At 37.6% G+C, this 23,591-nt stretch carries 27 protein-coding genes; all 27 read left to right on the top strand.

From position 1 onward, the window contains the following. The first annotated feature begins 23 nt into the window (after nt 1-23). The gene (locus T529_RS0101495; RefSeq protein ID WP_033161844.1) at nt 24-557 is read left to right on the top strand and encodes a nitroreductase family protein; all 534 of its coding nucleotides are present in this window, start codon (nt 24-26) and stop codon (nt 555-557) included. Nucleotides 558-573: 16 nt separating this feature from the next. Next, entirely contained in the window at nt 574-978 is a 405-nt protein-coding gene (locus T529_RS0101490) for a hypothetical protein (protein WP_033161843.1), read from the top strand. Between the two features lie 93 nt (nt 979-1,071). Continuing rightward, nucleotides 1,072-1,782 (top strand): UMP kinase, encoded by a 711-nt coding sequence (pyrH, locus tag T529_RS0101485; protein WP_033161842.1) that lies wholly within the window; start codon nt 1,072-1,074, stop codon nt 1,780-1,782. 11 nt (nt 1,783-1,793) lie between these two features. After that, nucleotides 1,794-2,339 carry a ribosome recycling factor gene (gene frr / locus T529_RS0101480; protein WP_033161841.1) on the top strand — a complete coding sequence of 182 codons (546 nt, stop codon included), beginning with the start codon at nt 1,794-1,796 and terminating at the stop codon, nt 2,337-2,339. A 146-nt stretch (nt 2,340-2,485) separates the two neighbouring features. Then, the gene (locus T529_RS0101475) at nt 2,486-2,803 is read left to right on the top strand and encodes a hypothetical protein (RefSeq protein ID WP_033161840.1); all 318 of its coding nucleotides are present in this window, start codon (nt 2,486-2,488) and stop codon (nt 2,801-2,803) included. Between the two features lie 864 nt (nt 2,804-3,667). Further along, a complete protein-coding gene (locus T529_RS13000) occupies nt 3,668-3,838 on the top strand; it encodes a hypothetical protein (protein ID WP_156032134.1) in 171 nt (56 codons plus the stop codon). Nucleotides 3,839-4,443: 605 nt separating this feature from the next. Then, the gene (locus T529_RS0101465) at nt 4,444-4,860 is read left to right on the top strand and encodes a hypothetical protein (RefSeq protein ID WP_033161838.1); all 417 of its coding nucleotides are present in this window, start codon (nt 4,444-4,446) and stop codon (nt 4,858-4,860) included. 70 nt (nt 4,861-4,930) lie between these two features. Further along, nucleotides 4,931-5,797 carry a hypothetical protein gene (locus T529_RS0101460; RefSeq protein ID WP_033161837.1) on the top strand — a complete coding sequence of 289 codons (867 nt, stop codon included), beginning with the start codon at nt 4,931-4,933 and terminating at the stop codon, nt 5,795-5,797. Next, nucleotides 5,781-6,281 (top strand): hypothetical protein, encoded by a 501-nt coding sequence (locus T529_RS0101455; RefSeq protein WP_033161836.1) that lies wholly within the window; start codon nt 5,781-5,783, stop codon nt 6,279-6,281. The genes T529_RS0101460 and T529_RS0101455 overlap by 17 nt, the downstream gene beginning before the upstream one ends. Before the next feature lie 12 nt (nt 6,282-6,293). Next, nucleotides 6,294-6,899: an ATP-binding cassette domain-containing protein gene (locus T529_RS0101450; RefSeq protein ID WP_033161835.1), complete on the top strand. Its 606-nt coding sequence runs from the start codon at nt 6,294-6,296 to the stop codon at nt 6,897-6,899. After that, nucleotides 6,896-7,387, top strand: a complete 492-nt coding sequence (locus T529_RS0101445) for a hypothetical protein (RefSeq protein WP_033161834.1) — start codon at nt 6,896-6,898, stop codon at nt 7,385-7,387. Before T529_RS0101450 ends, T529_RS0101445 begins: the two co-directional genes overlap by 4 nt. Nucleotides 7,388-7,488: 101 nt before the next feature. Further along, nucleotides 7,489-8,226, top strand: coding sequence for an isoprenyl transferase (locus tag T529_RS0101440; protein WP_033161833.1), 738 nt, complete (start codon nt 7,489-7,491; stop codon nt 8,224-8,226). Further along, nucleotides 8,226-9,017 (top strand): phosphatidate cytidylyltransferase, encoded by a 792-nt coding sequence (locus T529_RS0101435; RefSeq protein ID WP_033161832.1) that lies wholly within the window; start codon nt 8,226-8,228, stop codon nt 9,015-9,017. Before T529_RS0101440 ends, T529_RS0101435 begins: the two co-directional genes overlap by 1 nt. 10 nt (nt 9,018-9,027) lie before the next feature. Further along, nucleotides 9,028-10,170: a 1-deoxy-D-xylulose-5-phosphate reductoisomerase gene (gene dxr, locus T529_RS0101430; RefSeq protein WP_033161831.1), complete on the top strand. Its 1,143-nt coding sequence runs from the start codon at nt 9,028-9,030 to the stop codon at nt 10,168-10,170. A gap of 8 nt (nt 10,171-10,178) precedes the next feature. Continuing rightward, nucleotides 10,179-11,270, top strand: coding sequence for a M50 family metallopeptidase (locus T529_RS0101425; RefSeq protein ID WP_033161830.1), 1,092 nt, complete (start codon nt 10,179-10,181; stop codon nt 11,268-11,270). Between the two features lie 46 nt (nt 11,271-11,316). Continuing rightward, on the top strand, nt 11,317-15,639 hold the full coding sequence (locus T529_RS0101420; protein ID WP_033161829.1) for a PolC-type DNA polymerase III: 4,323 nt from the start codon (nt 11,317-11,319) through the stop codon (nt 15,637-15,639). A gap of 86 nt (nt 15,640-15,725) precedes the next feature. Beyond that, complete coding sequence (locus T529_RS0101415) at nt 15,726-16,187, top strand: ribosome maturation factor RimP (RefSeq protein ID WP_033161828.1); 462 nt, start codon at nt 15,726-15,728, stop codon at nt 16,185-16,187. 11 nt (nt 16,188-16,198) lie between these two features. Further along, nucleotides 16,199-17,617: a transcription termination factor NusA gene (gene nusA, locus T529_RS0101410; protein WP_033161827.1), complete on the top strand. Its 1,419-nt coding sequence runs from the start codon at nt 16,199-16,201 to the stop codon at nt 17,615-17,617. Between the two features lie 11 nt (nt 17,618-17,628). Continuing rightward, on the top strand, nt 17,629-17,886 hold the full coding sequence (gene rnpM, locus T529_RS0101405) for an RNase P modulator RnpM (protein WP_033161826.1): 258 nt from the start codon (nt 17,629-17,631) through the stop codon (nt 17,884-17,886). Then, nucleotides 17,879-18,187: a L7Ae/L30e/S12e/Gadd45 family ribosomal protein gene (locus T529_RS0101400; RefSeq protein WP_033161825.1), complete on the top strand. Its 309-nt coding sequence runs from the start codon at nt 17,879-17,881 to the stop codon at nt 18,185-18,187. The genes rnpM and T529_RS0101400 overlap by 8 nt, the downstream gene beginning before the upstream one ends. Further along, entirely contained in the window at nt 18,180-20,054 is a 1,875-nt protein-coding gene (gene infB, locus T529_RS0101395; protein ID WP_033161824.1) for a translation initiation factor IF-2, read from the top strand. The genes T529_RS0101400 and infB overlap by 8 nt, the downstream gene beginning before the upstream one ends. A gap of 1 nt (nt 20,055) precedes the next feature. Further along, nucleotides 20,056-20,406 carry a 30S ribosome-binding factor RbfA gene (gene rbfA / locus T529_RS0101390; RefSeq protein WP_033161823.1) on the top strand — a complete coding sequence of 117 codons (351 nt, stop codon included), beginning with the start codon at nt 20,056-20,058 and terminating at the stop codon, nt 20,404-20,406. A 67-nt stretch (nt 20,407-20,473) separates the two neighbouring features. Further along, nucleotides 20,474-21,352 (top strand): aldose 1-epimerase family protein, encoded by an 879-nt coding sequence (locus tag T529_RS0101385; protein ID WP_033161822.1) that lies wholly within the window; start codon nt 20,474-20,476, stop codon nt 21,350-21,352. Nucleotides 21,353-21,413: 61 nt separating this feature from the next. Next, complete coding sequence (locus T529_RS0101380; RefSeq protein WP_033161821.1) at nt 21,414-21,887, top strand: hypothetical protein; 474 nt, start codon at nt 21,414-21,416, stop codon at nt 21,885-21,887. Next, complete coding sequence (locus tag T529_RS0101375; RefSeq protein ID WP_033161820.1) at nt 21,877-22,590, top strand: pseudouridine synthase; 714 nt, start codon at nt 21,877-21,879, stop codon at nt 22,588-22,590. The genes T529_RS0101380 and T529_RS0101375 overlap by 11 nt, the downstream gene beginning before the upstream one ends. A 25-nt stretch (nt 22,591-22,615) precedes the next feature. Next, nucleotides 22,616-23,275: a tRNA (guanosine(46)-N7)-methyltransferase TrmB gene (trmB, locus tag T529_RS0101370; RefSeq protein WP_033161819.1), complete on the top strand. Its 660-nt coding sequence runs from the start codon at nt 22,616-22,618 to the stop codon at nt 23,273-23,275. Continuing rightward, on the top strand, nt 23,268-23,591 hold the full coding sequence (locus T529_RS0101365; protein ID WP_033161818.1) for a thioredoxin family protein: 324 nt from the start codon (nt 23,268-23,270) through the stop codon (nt 23,589-23,591). The genes trmB and T529_RS0101365 overlap by 8 nt, the downstream gene beginning before the upstream one ends.

The following is a 23,591-nucleotide window of genomic DNA, read 5'->3' as shown; positions in this document are numbered from 1 at the left end:
AAATGGAAGTGGAGGAAATAAACATGGAATTAAAAGATGCATTAGAAAAGAGAAGAAGTATTCGTTTTTATAAAGATCAGCCTGTTAACAAACAAACAGTTCTTGATATCATCGCCACAAGTCAGCAGGCACCTAGCTGGAAGAATTCACAGACAGCACGTTACTATGTTGCGTTTAGTGATGAAGCGAGAAAGAAGGTCATGGAAGGCTTACCTGAGGGCAATAGGAAGAAGGTTGAACATGCACCTGTTCTCATTGTTGCTTCATTTAAGAAAGACCGTTCTGGCTTTACGAAAGAAGGCGTTGCCGAAAATGATGCAGGTAATGGCTGGGGCTATTATGATAATGGACTTGCCCATATGTGCTTGATGCTTGGCGCAGTTGAGAAAGGTCTCAATACACTTGTGATGGGTATTCGTGATGCGGACATCTTGCGTACAAACTTCAACATTCCAGAAGATGAACTGATTACTTCTGTGATTGCTTTAGGCTATCAGGATATTGATCCAACAATGCCTAAACGTAAGAATGTGGAAAATATTGTAAAGATTCTATAATAAAGTAGGTGGGGAAATGGCTATTAGAAAACTTAAACTCTATTCCAATATTGAAAAAACAAATGAAGATCTCGATGCCAATATGGAGATTGAACAAAGACTAACAATCAGTAATAATGGCAAGGTTGTCTTTTCTAGTTCACTCTATGGTGATGGCTATGGCCATTATCATAAAGGACGCAAGGAAGAAGTAACGATTTCACAGGAAGCCGTTGAGCAGATTTTTCATACGGTTGAAGAATTCTTTGCCTCACAGCCAAAATATAATATGCTTGCAGGATTTGGCATGTTTGATTTATCGATTCTTGGTGAAAAGAACCAGAATCATGAATATTTTGCATCAACTTCAGGCATTCATCACGAGCTTACACAATATGTCCAAAGACGCATTCCTATTGATCATTTGATTCTCTTTGGCTAGGCCACTTTTGTGGCTTTTTTTGTAAGGGATGTTTTCGTTGACGAGGTTTTCTTTTCATTATAAAATTAAAGTAAATGTAAAGGAGCAATAAAAATGAGCTATAAAAGAGTTTTACTAAAAATCAGTGGGGAAGCCCTTGCTGGTGACCAGGGATTTGGTATCAATCCTGATGTTGCATTACAGATTGCGAAGCAGATTAAGGAAGCACATGATGCTGGAACACAGATTGCGGTTGTTTGTGGCGGTGGTAACATCTTTAGAGGCCTAGGCAATAATTTAAAGATGGAAAGAGCTCAAGGCGATTATATGGGCATGTTGGCGACTGTTATGAATGGTCTTGCTTTGCAGGGTACACTTGAATCTATTGGCGTAGATACCCGTGTGATGACTGCTATTGCCATGAATGAAGTCGCTGAACCTTATATTAGAAGGAGAGCTATTCGTCATTTAGAAAAAGGTCGTATTGTAATCTTTTCAGCAGGTACGGGTAATCCATATTTCACAACGGATACAACAGCTGCTCTTCGTGCTGCTGAAATTGGTGCTGATGTCATTTTGATGGCTAAAAATGGTGTTGATGGTGTCTATAGCGCCGATCCAAAACTTGATAAGAATGCGAAGAAGTATGATCATTTGACATACTTAGATGTTCTCAATAAAGATTTAAAGGTTATGGATCAGACAGCTATTACTTTATGTAAGGATAATAATATTGATCTTTGCGTCTTCAATATGCAGGAAGAAAATAATATCGTGAAGGCATGTGCTGGCCAGGTTAATGGAACAGTGATTTCAAAAGCGTAGGAGGGTAAATAATGGATAATGAATTAATTCTTTTAGAATGCGAAGAAAAAATGGAAAAAACGATTGAAGCATTCACACGTAATCTTGCAAACATCAGAACAGGTAGAGCTACACCTGCAATGCTGGATAAGGTTATGGTGGAATATTATGGATCACCAACACCGCTTAACCAGGTGGCTGGTGTCTCTGTACAGGAAGGACGTCAACTTGTCATCAAGGCTTATGACAAGAGTGCCATGAAGGAAATTGAAAGAGGCATCTATGAAGCTGATCTAGGCTTGACGCCTCAGAATGATGGTACAGTCATTCGTATCAATGTACCACCTCTTACTGAAGATCGCCGTCGTGAACTTGTTAAACAGGTCAAGAAAGCTGCTGAAGATGCTAAAGTTGCCTTACGTAACGAAAGACGTAAAGCCATCGATCAGATTTCTAAGGATAGCGATGAAGATGCTGTAAAAGATGGCAAGAATGATGTCCAGAAGCTCATCGACAAATATACGAAGAAAATCGAAGAAGTTGCTAAAGCAAAAGAAGACGATTTAATGACAGTCTAGTCATTATCACACTGAAGGTAGAAGATACTTTCAGTGTTTTTCTTTGCTTTAAAAGATTTTTCAAAAATGTGATATATATATATATATTATGTGATTAACTAAAAGAGGGAGATGATTATTTATTGTGTAGAAAGTGAGAGAGAGATATGTTTTATTTGAAACAGTTTTGCTGCTTATTAAAAGCAAAGCGAAAGCTATTGATCTTGTTCTTGTATTATGCACTCATTGTGGCATGCATATTCTTCTATTATCATAAAGAATATGGAGCTATTGATGTGAAGGAATTAGAGGTAATAAAGACTGATCCAGTTCTTGGCCTGAACTTCTTCTATACGTTGCAACAACCAGGCATGACACTCATCAAATTCCTGCTAACCTGTCTCCTGGTTCCCAATATCATCAGTGCCGATTTCTTGGTTCTTAAACATAATCAATTTGTAAATGTCAATAAAGTTAATGCATGATAAGCTAGACAATTCTCTTAGTAAATTGTAGTTTTCTGTTTTTTGTTGAAGTAGCTCATATTTGAAACCATTTATCACGATGTTAATAAACATATATATAAGATATATATAATGTGTTTAAAATATCAAATAACCATAATATAAATCACTTTATTTAAGATAGATATTGAAAAAATGTATAAAATATGTTTTATTATTTATGAGAACAAAACATAATTTGATAAGGAAAAATTACCATTAATATTGAAAATCCCGTCTTTCTATACAATAAAGGCATAATTTCTTAGGAGAATTATACTATCATAAGCATACTGAAATCTGATAGGGAACAACTCTCAGTAAGTAATTTTTAAAGTTTCGAAATATAATCCTGTATATGGGATTTAAACGATTCTTCTGGGTGACCTCTTTCTTGAATCAAGGCTACAATAATCTCATATAACGAAGGAAGGACGCTACAATGAAGAAAAGATTCCACCAGTACGCAAAAACCAAGCCTGGTAAGGACTCACTAGTTGACTTCACCAGAAGATTTTTTTGATGAAAATAAGAAGGTGGATTTCTTCATGTCAGTAAAGTTACCTGAATGATTCGTATATAACAAATGTGAATGCCAAGTGCATCATCTCATCAATAGAAGTGACATCAAGAATAGTTACATCCTTCAGTGCAAGAAAGTTGGGAAGCAGCAGACTTGCTTCGTTGACACTATCCTTGATAATTCAAATCAAACACTTGTCCAGATCATTCCTCAGCTTTATCTCTTCTTCACTAGTAACAGAGTCCCTAGAACGGCTGATTCTGCCAATAACATCGATGTCTTAGTAAAGACAAGGAGGATGCCTTAGAAAATTAAGGAGTCTAATGGCCGAAAGCAATAATGAGAAGAACCTGGAATCAATGTTCGATGAAGCTGATATCATTGAACTTAATGGGAGAGATCAAGGCTATAAGCGAGGAAAAGGCTCAGAGAACAAGCAGCAATTGTTGGTAGTTCTTTCTGCTGGTGAAGACAACAAGTATCCCGGTACATGAAGCTTTATGTCCATCTAGGCGATTAATCTTGCTATATTAGAAACTTCGTGTTTAAGTAGGTCGTCATGGACAATCACTGTAAGGTATCCACTGATAGCGATACATGCTTCATGTGTATGAAGGACTGTATAGAACTATTGTAGCAAGTAACTTTGAGAACAATATCTAGAACATCTACAGGGGTATCTGCAAGAGATACCTTCCGCTGCTGCTAGCTGAATAGGAGTCCAGTTTTAACCTTAGATATATGGGAAGACACTTTATGGAGAAGATAAAGAAGTATATCAGGAAGTCCGTGCCTATGACTAATTAGTCCGTTGGCAATGGTGAATTGTAAGATTTAATGTTTTTTCGTTCTTATGTAGAAAAAATTGCGATAAGTCCTTATTAGAAAAAATTGAAAAACTATTTAATGAAATATCTTCAAACTAAAAGAACATAAAATAAAAAAATGTAGCAAGCAAATTACAATCAATAGATTACAAAATTATTTAAGACTGTTAGGAAAGGATGGTGAAAATATATGATGATAATGAATGGCTTTTATGCTATTCAATATCATATTAATAGTCTTATTTATTAATATAAACAGAAAGGAAAAAAGTATGAGAAAAATTTATTTTAGCTTTTTATGTGTGATTGCGATAATAACCATTGCAATGGTATCTGTTAATGCTGATATAAAAAATGGAACTTCATGGCAAATTGCTGAGTATGTCGATGTATCTCCACATGGTGGAACAAAATATAATTTAGCGCAGGGTTCAAAGAAAACAACAACAAGTGATTACGGATCAATGAAAGCATCTTTTGGTGCTATCTTGTCTCCTTATGGTCGTTTTATTACTAAAGGTAAAGCAAATCGCTCAGAAGCAATTTCACTTTCTTCATCAGTCAAACATCCTAAACTTTATAATACAGCTGATAAGGGTGATGTTTTATATACAAAGGTATCAACTAATTCATTAGACCCTGGTTATATTGAAGTATCATTGAAATTCTCTTCTGACTATTTAAGTTAGTATTTTAAAGAAAGAATAGTCTATGATTAGACTATTCTTTCCTCCTGTTTTTTATTATTTAGGAGGGTATATGTTCTATAATAAAAATTTTTGCTTCTTAATAAAAACGAAGCGAAAGCTATTGATCTTGTTGTTGTATTATGCACTCATTGTGGCATGCATATTCTTCTATTATCATAAAGAATATGGAGCTATTGATGTGAAAGAATTAGAGGTGATAAAGAATGATCCAGTACTTGGCCTGAACTTCTTCTATACTTTGCAACAGCCAGGCATGACACTTATCAAATTCCTGCTTACATGTCTCCTGATTCCCAATATCATAAGTGCCGATTTTTTAGTTCTTAAACATAATCATTTTACTGATTTCATCAAAACACGTATTTCTACAAAATCCTATTTTCAAGCCGCAAAGTTCATCAATTTTATCAGCACATTCTTGATCACATTATTGATGCATCTTGTAACATTACTTGTCATTCATCTCTTTTTCTTCAAAATCACATTTCATCAAGTGAACATACCAGTAGAAAGCATATTAAATATGTTTTCTTCCAACATCTTGATGAATCTGATGATCTATATACTCTTATCATCTCTTGGTTTTGCGGTTTTTTCGCATTTCGTTTATGCACTCCAGGCATTCATCAAGAATACTTATCTCTATCGAACAATGGGTTTGATGAGTGCCTTAATACTATATACGGGATCATTTTTATTAGTGAAGTTGGCATTTGATCTTCATCTAGGCATTGTTGTTAGGATAATACTCTACATGACTTGTATTCCTAATATTCTTGTTCCAGGTATGGAAGAGAGTGTTTATATTGGCCAGTATCGTCTTGTTCATTATCTAGGTACGCTTGTGCTGTATTTGATTGTTTCAAATATTCTTTTTACACTAAGAGAGCGGTGGGAATATGCGTCTGGTAGGTAAGTTGTTGCGTCTTGTCAGAAAGAGAGAAATAGTTTTACTTATAATATTATTAGCCTTTTTTCCTGTTGTTGTTGGTAAGCGGGATCTCAGGAATTTCATGGCTGTTTCACTCTATTTCAATTATCCAACCTTGATCATCAATAATATCTTTCTCGTAATCTTGTATAAAAAGATGCAAGTGCTCAACCGTATGCAGTATATGCTTATTACACGTGTTGGATTAAAAAGAAGTAAGCTTGCTGTCCATGGCTTCGTGTCATTAGCTACGTTTGTGTTGATGATGGTGCTTTATGGCTTGCTTATGCTGTTGTATGGCACACAGGAAATAACAGCTCATCTCGTTATGTTGTTTTTGATTGAAAGTGTTCTTTATTTCTTAGAAGCAAATATTATAGCCTTGCAGTTTCATCGTCAAAAACAGGTCTCGTTTGTCATTATCGCCATTATTATAAATCTGGGATTTCATTATATCTTTGTGCTTTGAGGAGGGAGAGAAATGTATTTATTGAAGTGTGAAGGGATCTCTAAAAGCTTTAAGTCATTACATGTTCTTGATGATATCAATCTTACAGTAAATCCAGGGGATTGCCTCTATATTCATGGTAAGAATGGCTGTGGGAAATCCACATTGTTTAAGATTATTTGTGATATTCTTCAGGCTGATCAGGGACAGATCGTTAAGTCAGAGGATTTATCGATTGGTGCGCTTATTGAAAATCCTGGTTTTATTGAAGAAGAGAGCCTGCATTATAACTTAGCTTTTCTAGCTGATCTTAAAAACCATTATGATGAACAACGTATAAGGGAGTTGTGTGCGCTATTTCAACTAGATTATGACAATCGTTCACCAATGAAAAGCTATTCAGTAGGGATGAGACAGAAGGCTGGCATTATTCAGGCTGTTATGGAAAATCAGAACTGCATTTTATTTGATGAACCAACAAGAGGGCTGGACAAAGAAGCAATTGAACAATTTGAACATCTTATCAATGATCTTATAGAGAAGGGCTGCTGTGTCATTATTGCCTCCCACGATTATTTGCCCAATGTCCATTATACAAAAACATACTTATTAGAAAGTGGGAAGTTGATGGCAGAATGAAAAGGTTAGGAAAAGATTTCTTGGCAATCTCTTTGCTGCTGATTATTTGTAAGTATGCTTTAAAGATTGATGCTCAGGATTATGCCTTGATTAGATACTTCTTTCCCAAACGAGTTATCCATATAGCTCTTGCCATCATTCTCAATTATTTTTATCTCAAGATTGTCTTTGATTGCATGCGGGATGATATTGAGATGGAGACATTCATTATCATCAGGCTAGGAAGAAAAGAGCTCTTAAAGAGGCTATTGAAGAGTGTTGGCTTGTATACTGTTAGCTTCCTTGCTGTTTCGCTTATTCTTGATGACTTGCTTTATCAAAAAGTATATGTCCCTGGTTTAGTATTTATGCTTATCTTAGAGCTAGCTGCTGGCGCTATGTTAGCTTTAGGCTATCGGAGGCTCAAAAGCTATACTTTTATGAGTGTACTTGTAGTTGCTGTGATCGTAAGATGGGTGATGTCTGCTATTTATCTTTCGTTGAGATGATGAAAATACTAAGATAAAGTCTTTGAGTATGTGCTCAAGGGCTTTTTTGTTTTGAAAGAGGGTCTAACTATGATATACTTGCTTAAGTAGAGGTGAACATTATGGCATTAGAAAATGAAGATTATCAGCTCGATATGAATAATATTCCTAAACATATCGCTTTTATCATGGATGGTAATCGTACTTGGGCAAGAGCACATCATAAACCTAAATATTTTGGACATCATGAAGGGACAAAAGCCATTCGCAGAGTGGCTCTAGAAGCCAATAAATTAGGTGTAAAGGCAATGACTGTCTATGCTTTTTCAACGGAAAACTTCAAAAGAGAAGCTAATGAAGTCAACTATATCTTTAAATTACCTGAAGAATTCTTCAGCAAGTATATCAAGGAACTTATTGATAATAATGTGCAAATATTGACAATTGGACATCTTGAATTGGCACCTGAAAGTACTCAGAAAATCATTAAAAGAGCGATTGATGATACAAAAAATAATACTGGCTTAAAGCTTGTCTTTGCCTTTATTTATGGTGGACGTGATGAGATTGTCTATGCGACAAAAAGAATTGCTCAGGAAGTTAAAGAGGGCAAGTTAGCTATTGATGATATCAATGAAGAGGTCTTTGAAAGTCATCTCATGACGGCCAATCTTCCTCCTGTTGATCTAATGATCAGAAGCTCAGGAGAAGTACGCTTGTCCAACTTCCTCTTGTGGCAGTTAAGCTATGCGGAATTTATCTTTGATGATACGTTGTGGCCTGATTTTGATGAAAATGTCTTACATCGAGATATTTATATTTATCAGCAGCGTAGTCGTCGCTTTGGAGGAGGCAAATAATGAAACAACGAATTATTACTGCCATTGTTTTGTTGGCCATTTTTGTACCATGCGTTGTGTTAGGTGGCTATCCATGGCAGGCCATCATGGTCTTTGTTGGGGCTATGGCTGGATTTGAACTTCTTTCCATCTGTGATGGACCTAAGGCAAAGATTTATCTCTATCCATTACTTATATTCTATATTCTTTATTCTATTTTCATGCCTCATGAATTATTGATTCCGGTACGTTATATTACATTGTTCTTGATGGCATTACTTATTGCAGGGATCTTTGATTATGGCATGCCATTATTACGGCTATCTTATTATTTCATGTCAGCGACACTTGTTGCCTTAGGCTTGCATATGATTTATTTCATGCGTGCAGAACTCGGCTTGAACTATATTCTTTTCCTAGCCTTTGCGACACTTGGTGCGGATACTGGAGCTTACTTTGTAGGTCGTAAACTTGGCAAGCATAAGCTTAATCCACGCTTATCTCCAAAGAAAACCATTGAAGGCTCCGTTGGTGGAACTGTTGTTGGCACTATTCTTGCCTGCATATTTGCTTATCTTTCAAAGATGAACCTACCTCTTGCTGCGATTATCATTATGGCCTTAGTATTATCGACAACAGGACAAATTGGGGATTTATCATTTTCATCTATTAAACGTACTTTTGAAGTCAAGGACTATTCACAGATCTTCCCAGGTCATGGTGGGGTATTGGATCGTTTTGATTCCATTATCTTTAATGCCATGGTGCTTGGCTTATTAATGCAGTATCTTACAATGTTCCATATCTTATAGGAGGCATAATATGAAGAAATTAACTGTATTAGGTGTCACAGGATCAATTGGGACACAGACAGTGGATGTTGTCTTACATCATCAAGACCAGTTTGAAATAGTCGCCATGAGCGCTGGACATAACATTGCCAAACTTGAAGAGATTATGTCCAAGCTTCCAGTCAAGCATATTTGTGTGCTTGAAGAAAAGGATCAGGCTTATCTTGAAAAGAAATATCCTGATCGTCATTTCTATTGTGGGCAAGAGGGCATGATTGCGATTGCCACACTCAAAGAGGCTGATATTGTCTTGAATGCGGTGGTTGGCTTTGCTGGCTTATTACCTACAATTCAAGCTATTGAAAGCCATAAGGACATTGCTATTGCCAATAAGGAAACACTTGTTGTGGCCGGTCATATTATTATGCCTCTGGCTAAGAAATATGGCATTAAGCTCTTGCCTGTCGATAGCGAACATTCAGCAATCTTCCAGTCATTGCAGGGGGCACATCATGATGAAATCCGCAAGATTCTCTTGACTTGTTCAGGGGGCTCTTTTAGGGACTATAGCTTAGAAGATTTGAAAGATGTCACGGTTGCTCAGGCACTTAATCATCCTAATTGGTCCATGGGCGCAAAGATTACCATTGATAGTGCCACGCTTTTTAATAAAGGCTTGGAAGTTATCGAAGCACATTGGCTCTTTGATGTTGATTATGATCAGATCGAAGTGCTCATTCACCCTGAATCCGTTCTCCATTCAGCTATTGAATATGTGGATGGAGCTGTTATTGGTCAAATGGGGACACCGGATATGCGTTTGCCAATCCAGTATGCCTTAACCTATCCTGATCGCTTACCTATTGGAGATAGTCAGTCCCTTAATTTAACAGCACTTGCATCGTTGCATTTCACAAAGCCGGATACAACACGTTTCCCTGCCTTGACGCTTGCGATTCAAGCAGGCAAGACTGGGGGTAGCATGCCATGTGTCATGAATGCTGCTAACGAAGTTGCCAACAAGGCCTTTAGAGATGGCAAAATTCGTTTCTTAGATATCTATCGTCTTGTTGAAGAGGCGATGAAACAACATCAACCTATTGAAAATCCAACGCTTGAAGAGCTTCTTGAAATCGACCAGAAAACAAGAAACTCTGTCTTGCAGAAAGTATGAGGATATACATGTCAATCATCCTAAATTTAATCGTTTTCTTTCTCATTATAGGTGTTATTATTACGCTGCATGAATTTGGGCATTTTATTGCTGCCAAGTTCTTTAATGTTTATTGTGGTTCCTTCTCTATTGGAATGGGACCAAAGCTTTATGAACATAAGGGCAAGGAAACAAAGTTTGAACTTCGTGCGCTTCCTATTGGCGGTTTTGTCACAATGGCGGGAGAGGCTGATCAGGAAGACAACGAAGAGTTCAAGAATGTTCCATTGGAAAGAACATTAAAAGGGAAAAGAACTTATCAGAAAGTTATTATTTTTTTAGCGGGTGTCTTCATGAATTTTGTGCTTGCCCTTGTCATTATGCTGAGCCTTAATTTTACAGTTGGCCGCATGCCTGTTAATGAGGCAAGAGTGGGTTCTCTTGTCAAGGGGGAGGCAGCAAGCAAGGCTGGTATGAAGAAGGGTGATGTCATTATTAGTATTGAATCACCGGTATCCAATAAATCTTCTTTAATCTCAAGTTATGAGGACATGAATGCGGCATTAACGAAGAAGGAACTTGGTGTTGATGGTGATACTGCTAATATTAATGTTACAGTGAATCGCAAGAGCGAGAGTATTGTCATCAATATGAATGTCAAGTTTGATGAGAATCAAAATAAATATGTTTTAGGGATTACTGAAGCAACACGAAAAATGAATTTTACAGAAAGTATTCGTAATGCTTTTTCAACACTTGGGGCAATGAGTGTTGCCATTTTTGAAGCCTTAGAAGCATTAGTCTTGAACTTTACAAAAACAGTTAAGCAGATGAGTGGACCAGTAGGTATCTATCAGGTGACAGCCCAAGTGACAAAGACAGGCAGTATTTCCAATATTTTTTACTTGATGGCTTTGCTTTCGGTCAATATTGGGATCTTCAATTTACTTCCTATTCCAGGACTTGATGGTGCCCAGACGCTATTTGCAATCATTGAAGGCATTATTCATCGTGAATTACCACTTAACGTGAAATACACTTTACAAATTATTGGATTAAGTCTAATCTTGTTATTAATGGTGATTGTGACATATCAGGACATTACAAAATTATTACGCTAGAAAAGAGGAACTTTATGGTTCCTCTTTGACATGAGGAGGAAAAGCTATGGATTATATGAAAATATTATTGCAGCAGTTGGCGATAGAAGATCAACCGGAATTACATGATGCTAAGCTTGCGAAAGTTGAGGTCAGCAAGAATGGGCATTATACTTTTGATGTTGAATCACATACACTCCTTCCTCTTGAAGAAGTTATTGCATTGCTGAAGGCAAAGGACCATTTTCCTTATCCATGTGATTTCGTTTTTCAGCCAGAACTTTGCGAAGCGCAAGATATCCTGACTTATGCCCGTTATATTTTTGAAACGCTCTCGTCTACATATCCTGAAATCAACAGTGTTAATCTCGATGAAATCCAGCTAGATCATTCTACGCTTGTCATAAAGGCGTGTAATGAGCTTCATAAAACGCAACTTGAAAACTTACAGGACATCTTATTGCAGCATTTTAGTGTCTTAGGAATTGATATTCATTTAGTTGTTGAAATCTCATCCAATAATGAGGACTATGAAAAGATTTCAAGTGAAATGCAGAAGGCCAATGTTGTACAAGTTGATAAGAAAGCCATTGAAGCCATCCAGCATGCCTCAACAAACCCACAACCAAGCTTTACACCTAAAAATAATGGTTCATACAAGAAGGAATATACCTATACGCATCTCAAGGATCTTGATGCGACAATGCGTGATGTCGCCATTCAGGGCTATGTCTTTAGAAGTGAAACGATTACGACAAGAAATGGGCGCCAGATTCAGACCCTCTATGTCACTGATTATACGGATTCCATTCTTGTCAAGCGCTTTGAAGATAAGAACAAGAATGCTCCTGAAGAACTTGCAAAACTCGCTAAGGGTGGTAAATGGGTGAAACTTAAGGGCACTCTTGAATTTGACACCTATGCCAAAGAGCTTGCCATTATTACGCGTGATATTGATATTATTGATGAACCGGCAAGTGAAAATGTCATGGACAATGCCGAAGTGAAACGTGTGGAACTCCATCTTCATTCCAATATGTCCAACTTGGATGGTATCAATAAGATTGAAGACTATATTGCTCAGGCTCTACGCTGGGGACATAAAGCCATTGCCGTCACTGATCATGGCAATGTTCAGGCATTCCCTGATGCCCAGGCAGCCGTAAAAGGCAAGGATATTAAAATGATTTATGGTGTTGAGCTGAATATGGTTGATACGGATTTCACCAGTGCCTTCAATGTCACTTCCATGCCTCTTGATGATATGACCTATGTTTCTTTCGACTTAGAAACAACGGGCTTATCGCAAATTGATGACTATATTACGGAATTTGGTGCTGTCAAGATTAAAAATGGCATCGAGATAGACCGTATGGATACGTTCATCAAATCACCAAAACCTATTTCTGCAAAAATCAGTGAGCTGACAAATATTACCAATGCGGATTTAAAGAATGCTCCAACAATAAGAGAAATCATGCCAAAAATTAAAGCCTTCTTTGGAGATCATTTACTCGTGGCACATAATGGACGCTTTGATATTGGCATGTTGAATATGGCCTGTCGTCAGCTTGGAGAGGAAGAAATCCACAATACCTGGGTTGACTCATTGCCGCTTGCAAGACACCTCTTGCCTCTCATGCGTTCCTATCGACTAGGGGCAGTTTGTAGCTACTATAAAATCACCTATAATGCCGAAGAAGCCCACCGTGCTGATTATGATGCTGATGTACTTGGTCAGGCTTTCAATGCCATGATTGAAGATCTTAAAAAGCGTAATGTTGTTAATGTGGATCAGCTCAATAGTCTGCCAATGGAAGATGATTATAAGCATGCGTTTGGCTATCATCTGACAGCTCTAGCGAAGAATCATGATGGTCTTAAAAACATGTTTAAGATTGTCTCTGAAGCCAACACAAAGTATTTTTACCGCAGTGATCGCATTCCACGTTCAAGACTTGAATATTATCATGATGGCTTGCTTTATGGTTCTTCTTGCTTGAATTCACGCGTCTTTGATGTTGCGGCAACACGTAATGAAGAAGAATTGCGTCAGGAAATCGATTTCTATGATTATATTGAAATTCAGCCATTGGTTGATGCACAGTATTTAGTAGAGCGCGGAAAGTTTGAATCGCTTGATGATATAGAACGTATCTATCAGCGTATTATCAAAGTGGCTAAAGAAGCTGGCAAGATTATTGTTGCGACAGGGGATGTTCATTTTCTTCATAAGCGTGATAAGGTCTTTAGAGAAATCTTTACCTCTAATGAAAAGATTCAGATCGGTGGCCGTCCTCATCCACTTCTTGTAAGAGGTAATCCGACAGCCTTAACACCTGACTGTTATTTAAGAACAACAGAAGAAATGCTACAACTTTTCCCTTATCTTAGTGCTGAGGAAACATATGAATATGTGGTCACAAATACGAATCGTATTGCAGATATGATTGAAGATAATATTCAAGTTGTAAAAGACAAGCTTTATCCGCCACATATTGAAAACGTTGACCAGAAATTCAAGGATCTCTGTTACAATACTGCCCATGCAACCTATGGCGATCCACTCCCGCAGATTGTTCAGGAACGTCTAGATTTCGAGGTTGAAAATATCATCAAACACGGTTATGCTGTTATTTATTATATTTCTGCCTTGCTTGTTCATGCTTCAAATGATGATGGCTATCTGGTTGGTTCACGAGGTTCGGTAGGTTCTTCCTTTGCTGCCACAATGTCAGGTATTTCCGAAGTCAATCCTTTGCCACCGCATTACCATTGTCCAAATTGCCAGCATACCGAATTTACTGATGAAGTGGCTAATGGTTTTGACTTACCAGATAAGGCCTGTCCAGTATGTGGTGCCCATATGAAAGGGGATGGACATAATATCCCATTCCAGACATTCTTGGGCTTTAATGGCGATAAGGTTCCTGATATCGACTTAAACTTCTCAGGTGAATATCAGCCCAAAGCCCATGAATTCGTCAGAAAGATGTTTGGTAGCGATCATGCCTTTAGAGCAGGGACAATTGCCACTGTTGCCGACAAGACTGCCTATGGTTATGCCTTATCCTATGCGGAAAGACTAGGCAAAGAGGATAGTATGCGTGGGGCAGAGATCCAGCGTCTAGCTGATGGCTGTACAGGTGTCAAACGTACGACAGGACAGCATCCAGCGGGTATTATCGTTATTCCGGATGATATGGAAGTTTTTGACTTTACCCCATATCAGTATCCTGCTGATGATGTCAATGCAACTTGGTTGACAACCCACTTCGACTTCCATAAGATTCATGATAATGTCCTGAAGTTTGATATCTTAGGACATGTCGATCCGACAGTGACACGTAAATTGCAGGACTTGACAGGGGTTGACCCAATGACCATTCCAACCAATGATCCCTATGTCATGAGTCTCTTTCGCTCATCAGAAGCACTTGGCATAGATTTGTCCTACTTGAACTGCAAGAGCGGGGCAATTGGCTTGCCAGAGTTTGGTACGCGCTTTGTCCGTTCGATGCTTGACGCCACTCAGCCAAAATCATTTAGTGATTTGGTTATTATCTCTGGCTTATCCCATGGTACCGATGTCTATCTAGGCAATGCGGAAACTCTGATTAAGACAGGGACATGTACGCTTTCTAATGTCATTGGATGTCGTGATGATATTATGGTTTACCTGATTGAAAAAGGCCTGCCTAACAAAGACGCCTTTGACATCATGGAGACAACAAGAAAAGGGAAGGCTCCAAAAGTCTTTCCACAGAAGGGCTATGTTGAACTGATGAAGAAATATAATGTACCGCAATGGTATATTGATTCGTGTCTGAAGATCAAGTACATGTTCCCAAAAGCCCATGCAGCTGCCTATGTTTATTCAGCTTTGCGTATTGCCTGGTGGAAGCTTTATTTCCCACGTGAGTATTACACGGTTTATTTCTCTAATCGTTGTGATTATTATGATATTGAAACATTGATTGCCGGCAAGGAAGCAACATGGGCAGCTTATGAAGCTATTCAGAAAGCTAAGCAGGAAGGAAATGCTTCCAATAAGGACGAAGGTTTATCAACAATCTTTGAGGTAGCTATGGAAATGTTTGATCGTGGCTATCATTTCTCCAACATCTCTCTTGATAAGAGCGATGGAACGACATTCATGCTTGATGAAGATGATGAGTTTGCGATTGTTCCACCATTCACGGCGATTGATGGCTTAGGCGATGCAGTTGGTATCAGCGTCAAGCAAGCCCGCGATGATCATCCATTTACGTCACTAGAGGATGTTAAGAAGCGCACACGTTTGACAAATACACATATTGAAACATTAAAGCGTATGGGTGTGTTTGATGAACTCTCGGAAAGTAATCAGCTTTCTATATTTGACTTATAGTAGTATGTGTGCTATAGTGCAGTTAGTTAATAGTTTTAAGTTAACGAGAGGGGCAACCCTCTCGTTCTTTGTTGAATGGAGGAAGCATGTTAGAGAAGATCAAAGAAGCTATTTTACCTATTATTGAAGCTCATGATTGTTACCTGGATGATTTGGTTTATGAACAGGAAAAAGGTGAGATGTATTTACGTGTTTTCATTGAGAAGAATGAAGGCTTGCTGGATATGGATACTTGTGTAGCTGTAAGTGAAGCTGTAAGTGAAAAACTTGATGAAATTGATGTGATTAAGGATGAGTATTATTTAGAAGTATCTTCTCCGGGGATTGAAAAGCCTTTAAGAGATTTCAATGCGGTAGTGAATAATGTTGGTGAATATGTTCATGTCGAATTGAAAGAAGCAATTAAGGGATTTGATACGTTTGAAGGTACACTTGTAAGTGTTGAAGATCAGGCATTAACCTTCCAGTTCTTTGCGAAAGGGGCAAAGAAGAAGATTGTGACTGATTATGATAATATTGAGTTTATAAGACTAGCCGTTAAATTTTAAGGAGGTAAAAGATGGCTGCTAAGAAAAGTAAAACACCTAATTTTATTGATGCATTAAATTTATTAGAACAGGAACGTGGAATTGACAAGATGACTGTTCTTGATGCTCTTAAGGAAGCATTAGAAAAGGCTTATAAAAAGAACTATGCGGGCAGTGAATCAATTATTCGCTGTACTATTGATGGCGAAACTGGTCGTATTAGATTGTTTGATATTAAGCAGGTTGTTGATGATGTCATGGATGAAGATTACCAGCTTTCAGAAGAAGAAGCACAGGAAATCAACCCAAAATACAAGGTTGGTGATGAAGTTGTTACTGAAATCTCACCAGAAGTCTTTGGCCGTTTAGCTGCCATTCAGACAAAGCAGCTTTTAAGACAAAAAATCAGAGAAGCAGAAAAAGAAGCACTTTATCAGGAATATGTTGATAAGCAGGATGAAATCATCAATGGTCTTGTTGAGCGTGTTGAACCTAAATTTGCGATTGTCAATATTGGTAAAACAGGAGCCCTTCTTCCATTAAATGCTCAGATTCCTGGCGAGCAGCTTGTTGAAGGACAGCATTTGAAAGTTTATGTTTCGGTTGTTGAAAGAGGTACAAAGGGTACACATATTGGAGTCTCAAGAACTGATCCAGGCTTAGTTAAACGTTTATTTGAAATGAATGTGCCTGAAATCTATGATGGTACTGTTGTGATTCATTCTGTTTCAAGAGAACCTGGAGAAAGAAGCAAGATTTCTGTCAGCACAGAAAACCCTGATATCGATCCAATTGGTTCATGCGTTGGTCCTAAGGGCACGCGTGTGCGTAATGTTGTAACGGAATTGAATGGTGAACAGATTGATATTATTGAATATAGTGATGATCCAATCACATATATTTCTAACGCATTATCACCAGCTCGTGTTGATAAGGTGAAACTTAATGAGAAGGATACTTCTGCATTGGTTATTGTTCCTGATGATCAGCTTTCTCTTGCCATTGGTAAGAAGGGCCAGAATGCGCGCTTAGCCGTTCGTTTAACAGGCTGGAAGATTGATATCAAGAGTGAAACTGAAGCGAATGAAGCAGGTATTAACTTTGATGTTGATGATGACTTCAATGAAGAATTCCTAGAAGCTATGGAAGCTAGTGATGAAACGAATCAGAATGAAGAAGTTGCAGCTAGTGAAGAAGAAGCTAAGGAAACTGAAGAGAAGGTAGCTAAAAAAGTCAAGAAGAGCGCTCCAGTGAAACATGAATCACATGATAGTGAAGCGGCTGAAACCTTAAAAGAAAAGCTTGAACAGGGTAATGATGACGATCAGGATTATGTCAAGATTTTATCTGAAGATGAAGACTTAGATGAAGATGATGAAGAACCTGATTATGATCCAAAATATGATGAAGACATCGATTATGATGCTTTTGATGAATACTATGATGATTAGTGAGGTGGCTTATGAAGAAAGTACCTTTAAGAAGATGTGTGGTAACGAATGAACGTCTCCCAAAGAAAGAGCTCATTCGTATCGTAAAAAACAAGGAAGGCGAAGTCTTCGTAGATCCTACAGGAAAAGCAAATGGGCGTGGCGCTTATATCAAGAAATCAAATGAAGCTATTGATTTAGCTATCAAGAAAAAAGTGCTGAACCGTGTGCTGGAAGCAGAAATCCCAGAAGAATTATATGAAGAATTGAGAGGTTACGTGAATGAATAATATCTATAATTTCTTAGGATTAGCATTTCGTGCCAATAAGGTCATTACTGGTGAAAGTGTCCTCAAGGGGATTCGTTCAAATAGAGTTGACTTGGTGATTATCGCAAGTGATGCAAGCGAAAATACGAAAAAGAAATATATTGACAAATGCCAATTCTATCATGTAGATTATCTCATTCTCGAAGATAGCACTCATCTCTCTAACGCGATTGGGAAAGCAAACCGAATGGTCTTTGGCATTACTGATCGAGGTTTTAGCAAGACGTTAAAAGACAAAGTAAGGAGGTTAACGAATGGCTAAGAAGAATACAAATACGAATAAAAATAAGAATAATGGGAATAATAAAAAACGAAACAACAATCGTAATCATAAAAACAATAACTTTAAGCCAAGAAAAGAAGAGAATAAAATCCTTAATGATGGCATTTGTGAATATGAAGAAGGTATTACGGTTGATGAATTAGCTCAGAAAATCAATCATACACCTGCTGAAGTCATCAAGGTTCTCTTTATGCTTGGAACGATGGTGACAATCAATACGGCATTAAATGATGAGCAGGTTGAATTGATCTGTCTTGAATATGGCTATGAACCTAAGAAGATTGCAACAGTCGATGAAACAAACTTTGAAGATCTCATTGAACCAGATAAAGAAGAAGATCTTGTTCCTAGACCACCAGTTGTCACAATTATGGGTCATGTTGACCACGGTAAAACAACGTTGTTGGACTATATTAGAAAGTCCCATGTTGCAGAAGGCGAAAGTGGCGGTATTACTCAGCATATTGGTGCCTACCAGGTTGATGTTAATGGCAAGAAGGTGACATTCCTCGATACACCAGGCCATGAAGCTTTCACAGCTATGCGTGCTCGTGGTGCTCAGGTCACTGATATTGTTATTATTGTGGTTGCTGCTGATGATGGTGTCATGCCTCAGACAAGAGAAGCGATTGACCATGCGAAGGCAGCCGGTGTACCTATCATTGTTGCCGTCAACAAGATTGATAAACCAGGTGCATCTCCTGATCGTATTCGTACGGAAATGTCTGAATTTGGTCTAATGCCTGAAGAATGGGGCGGAGATGTTGTATATCAGGATATCTCAGCCAAGAAGGGTACTGGTGTTCAGGACTTACTTGAAGCTATTACTGTTGTTGCGGAAATGGCAGAACTTAAGGCTAATCCAAATAGAGCAGCTTATGGTACTGTTGTTGAAGCACGTCTTGATAAGGGCAGAGGTCCCGTTGCAACATTGTTAGTGGAGAATGGAACATTACATCCTGGAGATCCTATCGTTGTTGGTACAACATATGGACGTGTCCGTCAGATGACAGGGGATAATGGCCGTACGCTTAAGAAGGCGACACCTGCAACACCAGTTGCCATCACAGGTCTAAATGAAGTACCTGAAGCTGGTGACAAGTTCATGGTCTTCGATAGTGATAAGACAGCGCGTCATATTGGTGAAGCAAGAGCAGAAAAGAAGAAAGAAGAAGAAAGAAATACTACAAGCGCCATGAGTCTGGATGATCTTTATAACCAGATCAAGGAAGGCCAGCTTGCGCAGTTAAATGTCATTGTCAAAGCAGATGTTGACGGTACTGCTGAAGCCGTGAAGGCAACACTTGAAAAAATCAATATTGAAGGTGCTAAAGTCAATGTCATCCGTTCAACTGTAGGCGCTATTACAGAATCAGATGTCTTACTTGCAAGCGCATCTAAAGCCATTATCTATGGCTTCAATGTTCGTCCTACTGCTGCGGTAAGACGCAAGGCTGAAGAGGAAGGCGTTGAAATTAGATTGCATAATATCATCTATAAGATGGTGGAAGAAATCGAAGCAGCCATGAAGGGTATGTTAGCACCTGAATTAGAAGAAGTTGTTACAGGTCAGGCAGAAATTCGTGAAATCTATAAGGTTTCTAAGATTGGTAATATCGCTGGCTGTATGGTAACAGATGGTTGCATTAAGCGTGACTGTGGCGTTCGTCTGATTCGTGATGGCGTTGTCGTTTATGAAGGTAAGCTTGCTTCATTAAGACGTTTCAAGGATGATGTAAAGCAGGTTAACCAGGGCTATGATTGTGGTCTGACAATTGAAAACTTCAATGATATTAAGATTGGTGATATTGTTGAAGGATTTGTTATGGAAGAAGTAGAGGCATAATATGTCACAATTAAAAAAAGAACGTCTAGAAGCAACAATGCAGAAAGAACTTTCCCTTATTCTACGTGATGAAGTGAAGGATCCTGCATTACGTATGTGTACTGTTACATCAGTAACACTGACAAATGATTTATCGATTGCGAAAGTCTATATATCTTTTATGGAACATGAAAAAAGAGGCATGGATGCACTTGAAAGAAGCAAAGGCTTTATTCGAAGCAAGCTTGCGCATGTCTTAAAAATAAGAAAATGTCCTGAGCTTCATTTCGTTGTTGATGATTCATTGGAATATGGTAATCATATCGAAGAGCTTATTAGAAAATTACATAAAGCAGAAGAGGAGAAGCAATAAAGCTTCTTCTTTTTATTTGAAGTGTTATAATGTTGATAGGGTTTACAGGTAAATGAGGGAGGACATTATGATAAAATTAAAAAATGCATGTTTAGAGGTTGAATTAGAACCAAAGGGAGCAGAAATTTCAAAAATCATTGGTTTAAAAGATGGCATCAACTATATGTGGAAGCAGGATCCTGAACTATGGGGACATTCTGCACCAATTCTCTTTCCAATTGTAGGAGCTTTACATAATGGGAAGACTATTATTGAGGGAAAAACTTATAAGATGAATCAGCATGGCTTTTCTCGAAATTCGGAATATGAAGTTGTTGAAAATGATGATTATCATGTTGTATTCCATCTGCATGAAAATGAAGAAACAAAGACAATGTATCCATATGACTTTGATTTATATGTTACTTATACGTTGAAAGATAATGTACTTGAAGCAAGATTAAAAGTCATTAATGATAGAGAAGATCATCTCTATTTTCAGATTGGTGGTCATCCAGCCTTTGCCTGCCCATTTGAAGAGGGTGAAGATGCAAATGATTACTATTTGGAATTCGAGAAAAAAGAAAGTCTGTCATCAAAAATCATCTATCCAGCAAGAGGTGGGATGAGTCATGAGACAAAGGCATTTTTAGAAAATGAAAGACATTTCTTTGTCAGACAAGCTCTTTTCAACAGTGATGCAATTGTAGTGGGAGATTTTAAGAGTGAATATATCGCCTTAAAAACACTCACAAGCAAGAAGTCACTTGTCTTCCATATGCATAACTTTGATCACCTCGGGATTTGGTCAAGCAAGCATACGGGTGGACTGCTCGCCATTGAACCATGGGTAGGTCATACGGATTATGTGGACTTCACAGGTGAATTTAAAGACAAAGTTGGTGTGCGTCGTTTAAATAAAGGTGAAAGTTTTGAATGCTCATTTTCTATTGAGATCAATCAGTAAAAAAGGCTATTTATGATAGCCTTTTTCTTTTGCTATGGTATAATAAGAACGGTGATGTTTAGTGAAAAAGATATTGATATTTCTAATTTGTCTAACACTTGTTGGGTGCGCACAAAGAACAAATAAAAATGGCAAATTAGTTAATAATATGTCGGAATATAATAAAATTGTAAAAAAGACACAATCAAGTAGAGGGAATGAAAATCCACCTTTTGATTATCGTCTCGTCTACTCACCATTGGATGATGGCTATCGTTATGACCTGATTATTCAAAATGCCTCAAAAACGATGAAGCATATTAAGGCATTAGCTTATAGCGATGCCTTAAATGATAAGTATTATCCAACTTTAGGCATATTTGAAGAAGCTCGCTATAATCTTAAGAAAGATTATGTCAACAAAAAAGAAGGGTATTATAAAGGCTTTGCTTTAAGTGGAAAAGTAAAGCGTGAAGGTGAACTTAGGCTCTATCTTTCCTATGAGAATGAAAACAAGCGAGTGAGTGAGGTTTATAGAATTCATTATGAGAATTGATAAATATTTAGCCAATGCAGGAGTTGGCAGCCGCAAAGAAGTCAAGAAGCTGATTAAAGACAAGCATGTCAGTGTAAATGGAGAACTGGTAAGAAGCGATAAAATACATATTGCAGATCATGATGTTGTATGTGTAGATGGTGAAGAAATAAGCTATCAGGAGTATGTTTATTATATGCTTAATAAGCCAGCCGGGTATGTTTCAGCAACGGAGGACAACTTTGATCCAACTGTTATGGATCTTATTGATGATTATCATAAGGATCTTTTTCCTGTTGGCCGTCTTGACAAAGATACAGAAGGCCTGCTTTTAATAACAAATGATGGACAGCTTGCTCATCGCTTGCTTTCACCTAAACATCATGTTGATAAAACTTATTATGCAGTAATAGAGGGTATTGTTGACCAAAGCGATGTTGAGGCTTTTAAGGAAGGTATTCAGTTAGATGAATTTATGACCAAGCCAGCTTGTCTTAAAATATTGGCTTTAAAGGGTGAAAAGAGTGAGGTAGAAGTCACTATTCAGGAAGGCAAGTTCCATCAGGTTAAAAGGATGTTCATTGCTAGAGGGAAGAAAGTGCAATATCTTAAGCGTACAGCAATGGGACCTCTTGAACTTGATCCCGACTTACCATTAAGAGCATATCGTCCATTAACGGATGACGAAATTCATAGTCTAATAGTAAATGATATGATAAAATAGATAGGAAATAATTCTGGAGGAAAAAATGAGATTAAGAAATAATCCTGAAGCTTTAGATCACTTAAAAGACCATGGTGATATTGTATATATTAATCCTGAAGGGATGAAGGGGAAGTGGCATTCATGTTTTGAAAGCCAGGATGCGCCTCTTTATATAGAAATTGGGATGGGTAAAGGAGATTTTATTCTCGAAAATGCTCGTCGTTATCCTGATATTAATTTTATTGGGATGGAGAAGTTTACAACTGTTCTTGATAAGGCACTTAAAAAGGCTTTAAAAGAAGGAATGCCAAAGAATCTTATCTTCTTAAAAGATGATGCTGTTCGATTGCCTGAGTTGTTTGAAAATGGTGAACTTGATCGCATCTATTTGAACTTCTCGGATCCTTGGCCAAAGAGCAGACATGCCAAGAGACGTCTGACATATCCAAGCTTTTTAGAGCTCTACAAGAATGCTTTAAAGAAGCAGGGGGAAATGATTTTTAAGACTGATAATCGCAATCTATTTGAATATTCATTAGTGACTTTTGCGAATAATGGATTTGTATTTGAAGATGTATGTCTTGATTTACATCATCAAGAAGGTTATGAGGATAATATTCAGACAGAATATGAAAGAAAGTTTTCAAAGAATGGTCCTATCTATCGCTTAGCAGTAAGAGTGAAAGGAGAAGAAAATGGATAAGTTAGTAGAATTATTAAGTGTTGAAGATTATAAAAAAGCTATTGAAAATAAAAGTATTATTGTTTTTTCAACTTCATGGTGTCCTGATTGTCATTTCATGAAGACTTATATTGGTGAGATTGTTGATGAATATCCCAAGTATAAGTTCTATTATATAGATCGTGATAAATTGCTTGATTTATGTATTGAACTGGAGATTCTTGGTATACCTTCTTTTGTGGCCTATGATCATGGTCAGGAGACAGGTAGATTTGTTTCAAAATTAAGAAAAACTAAAGCTGAAGTAGAAAGCTTTATTGATGGATTGGGGGAATAA

Origin of the sequence: Sharpea azabuensis DSM 18934 (genome assembly GCF_000702165.1) — a bacterium.
Classification (GTDB): Bacteria; Bacillota_I; Bacilli_A; order Erysipelotrichales; family Coprobacillaceae; genus Sharpea; species Sharpea azabuensis.
The sequence above is the reverse complement of the archived record's forward strand: the minus strand, read 5'-3'. Positions and strand labels throughout refer to the sequence as shown.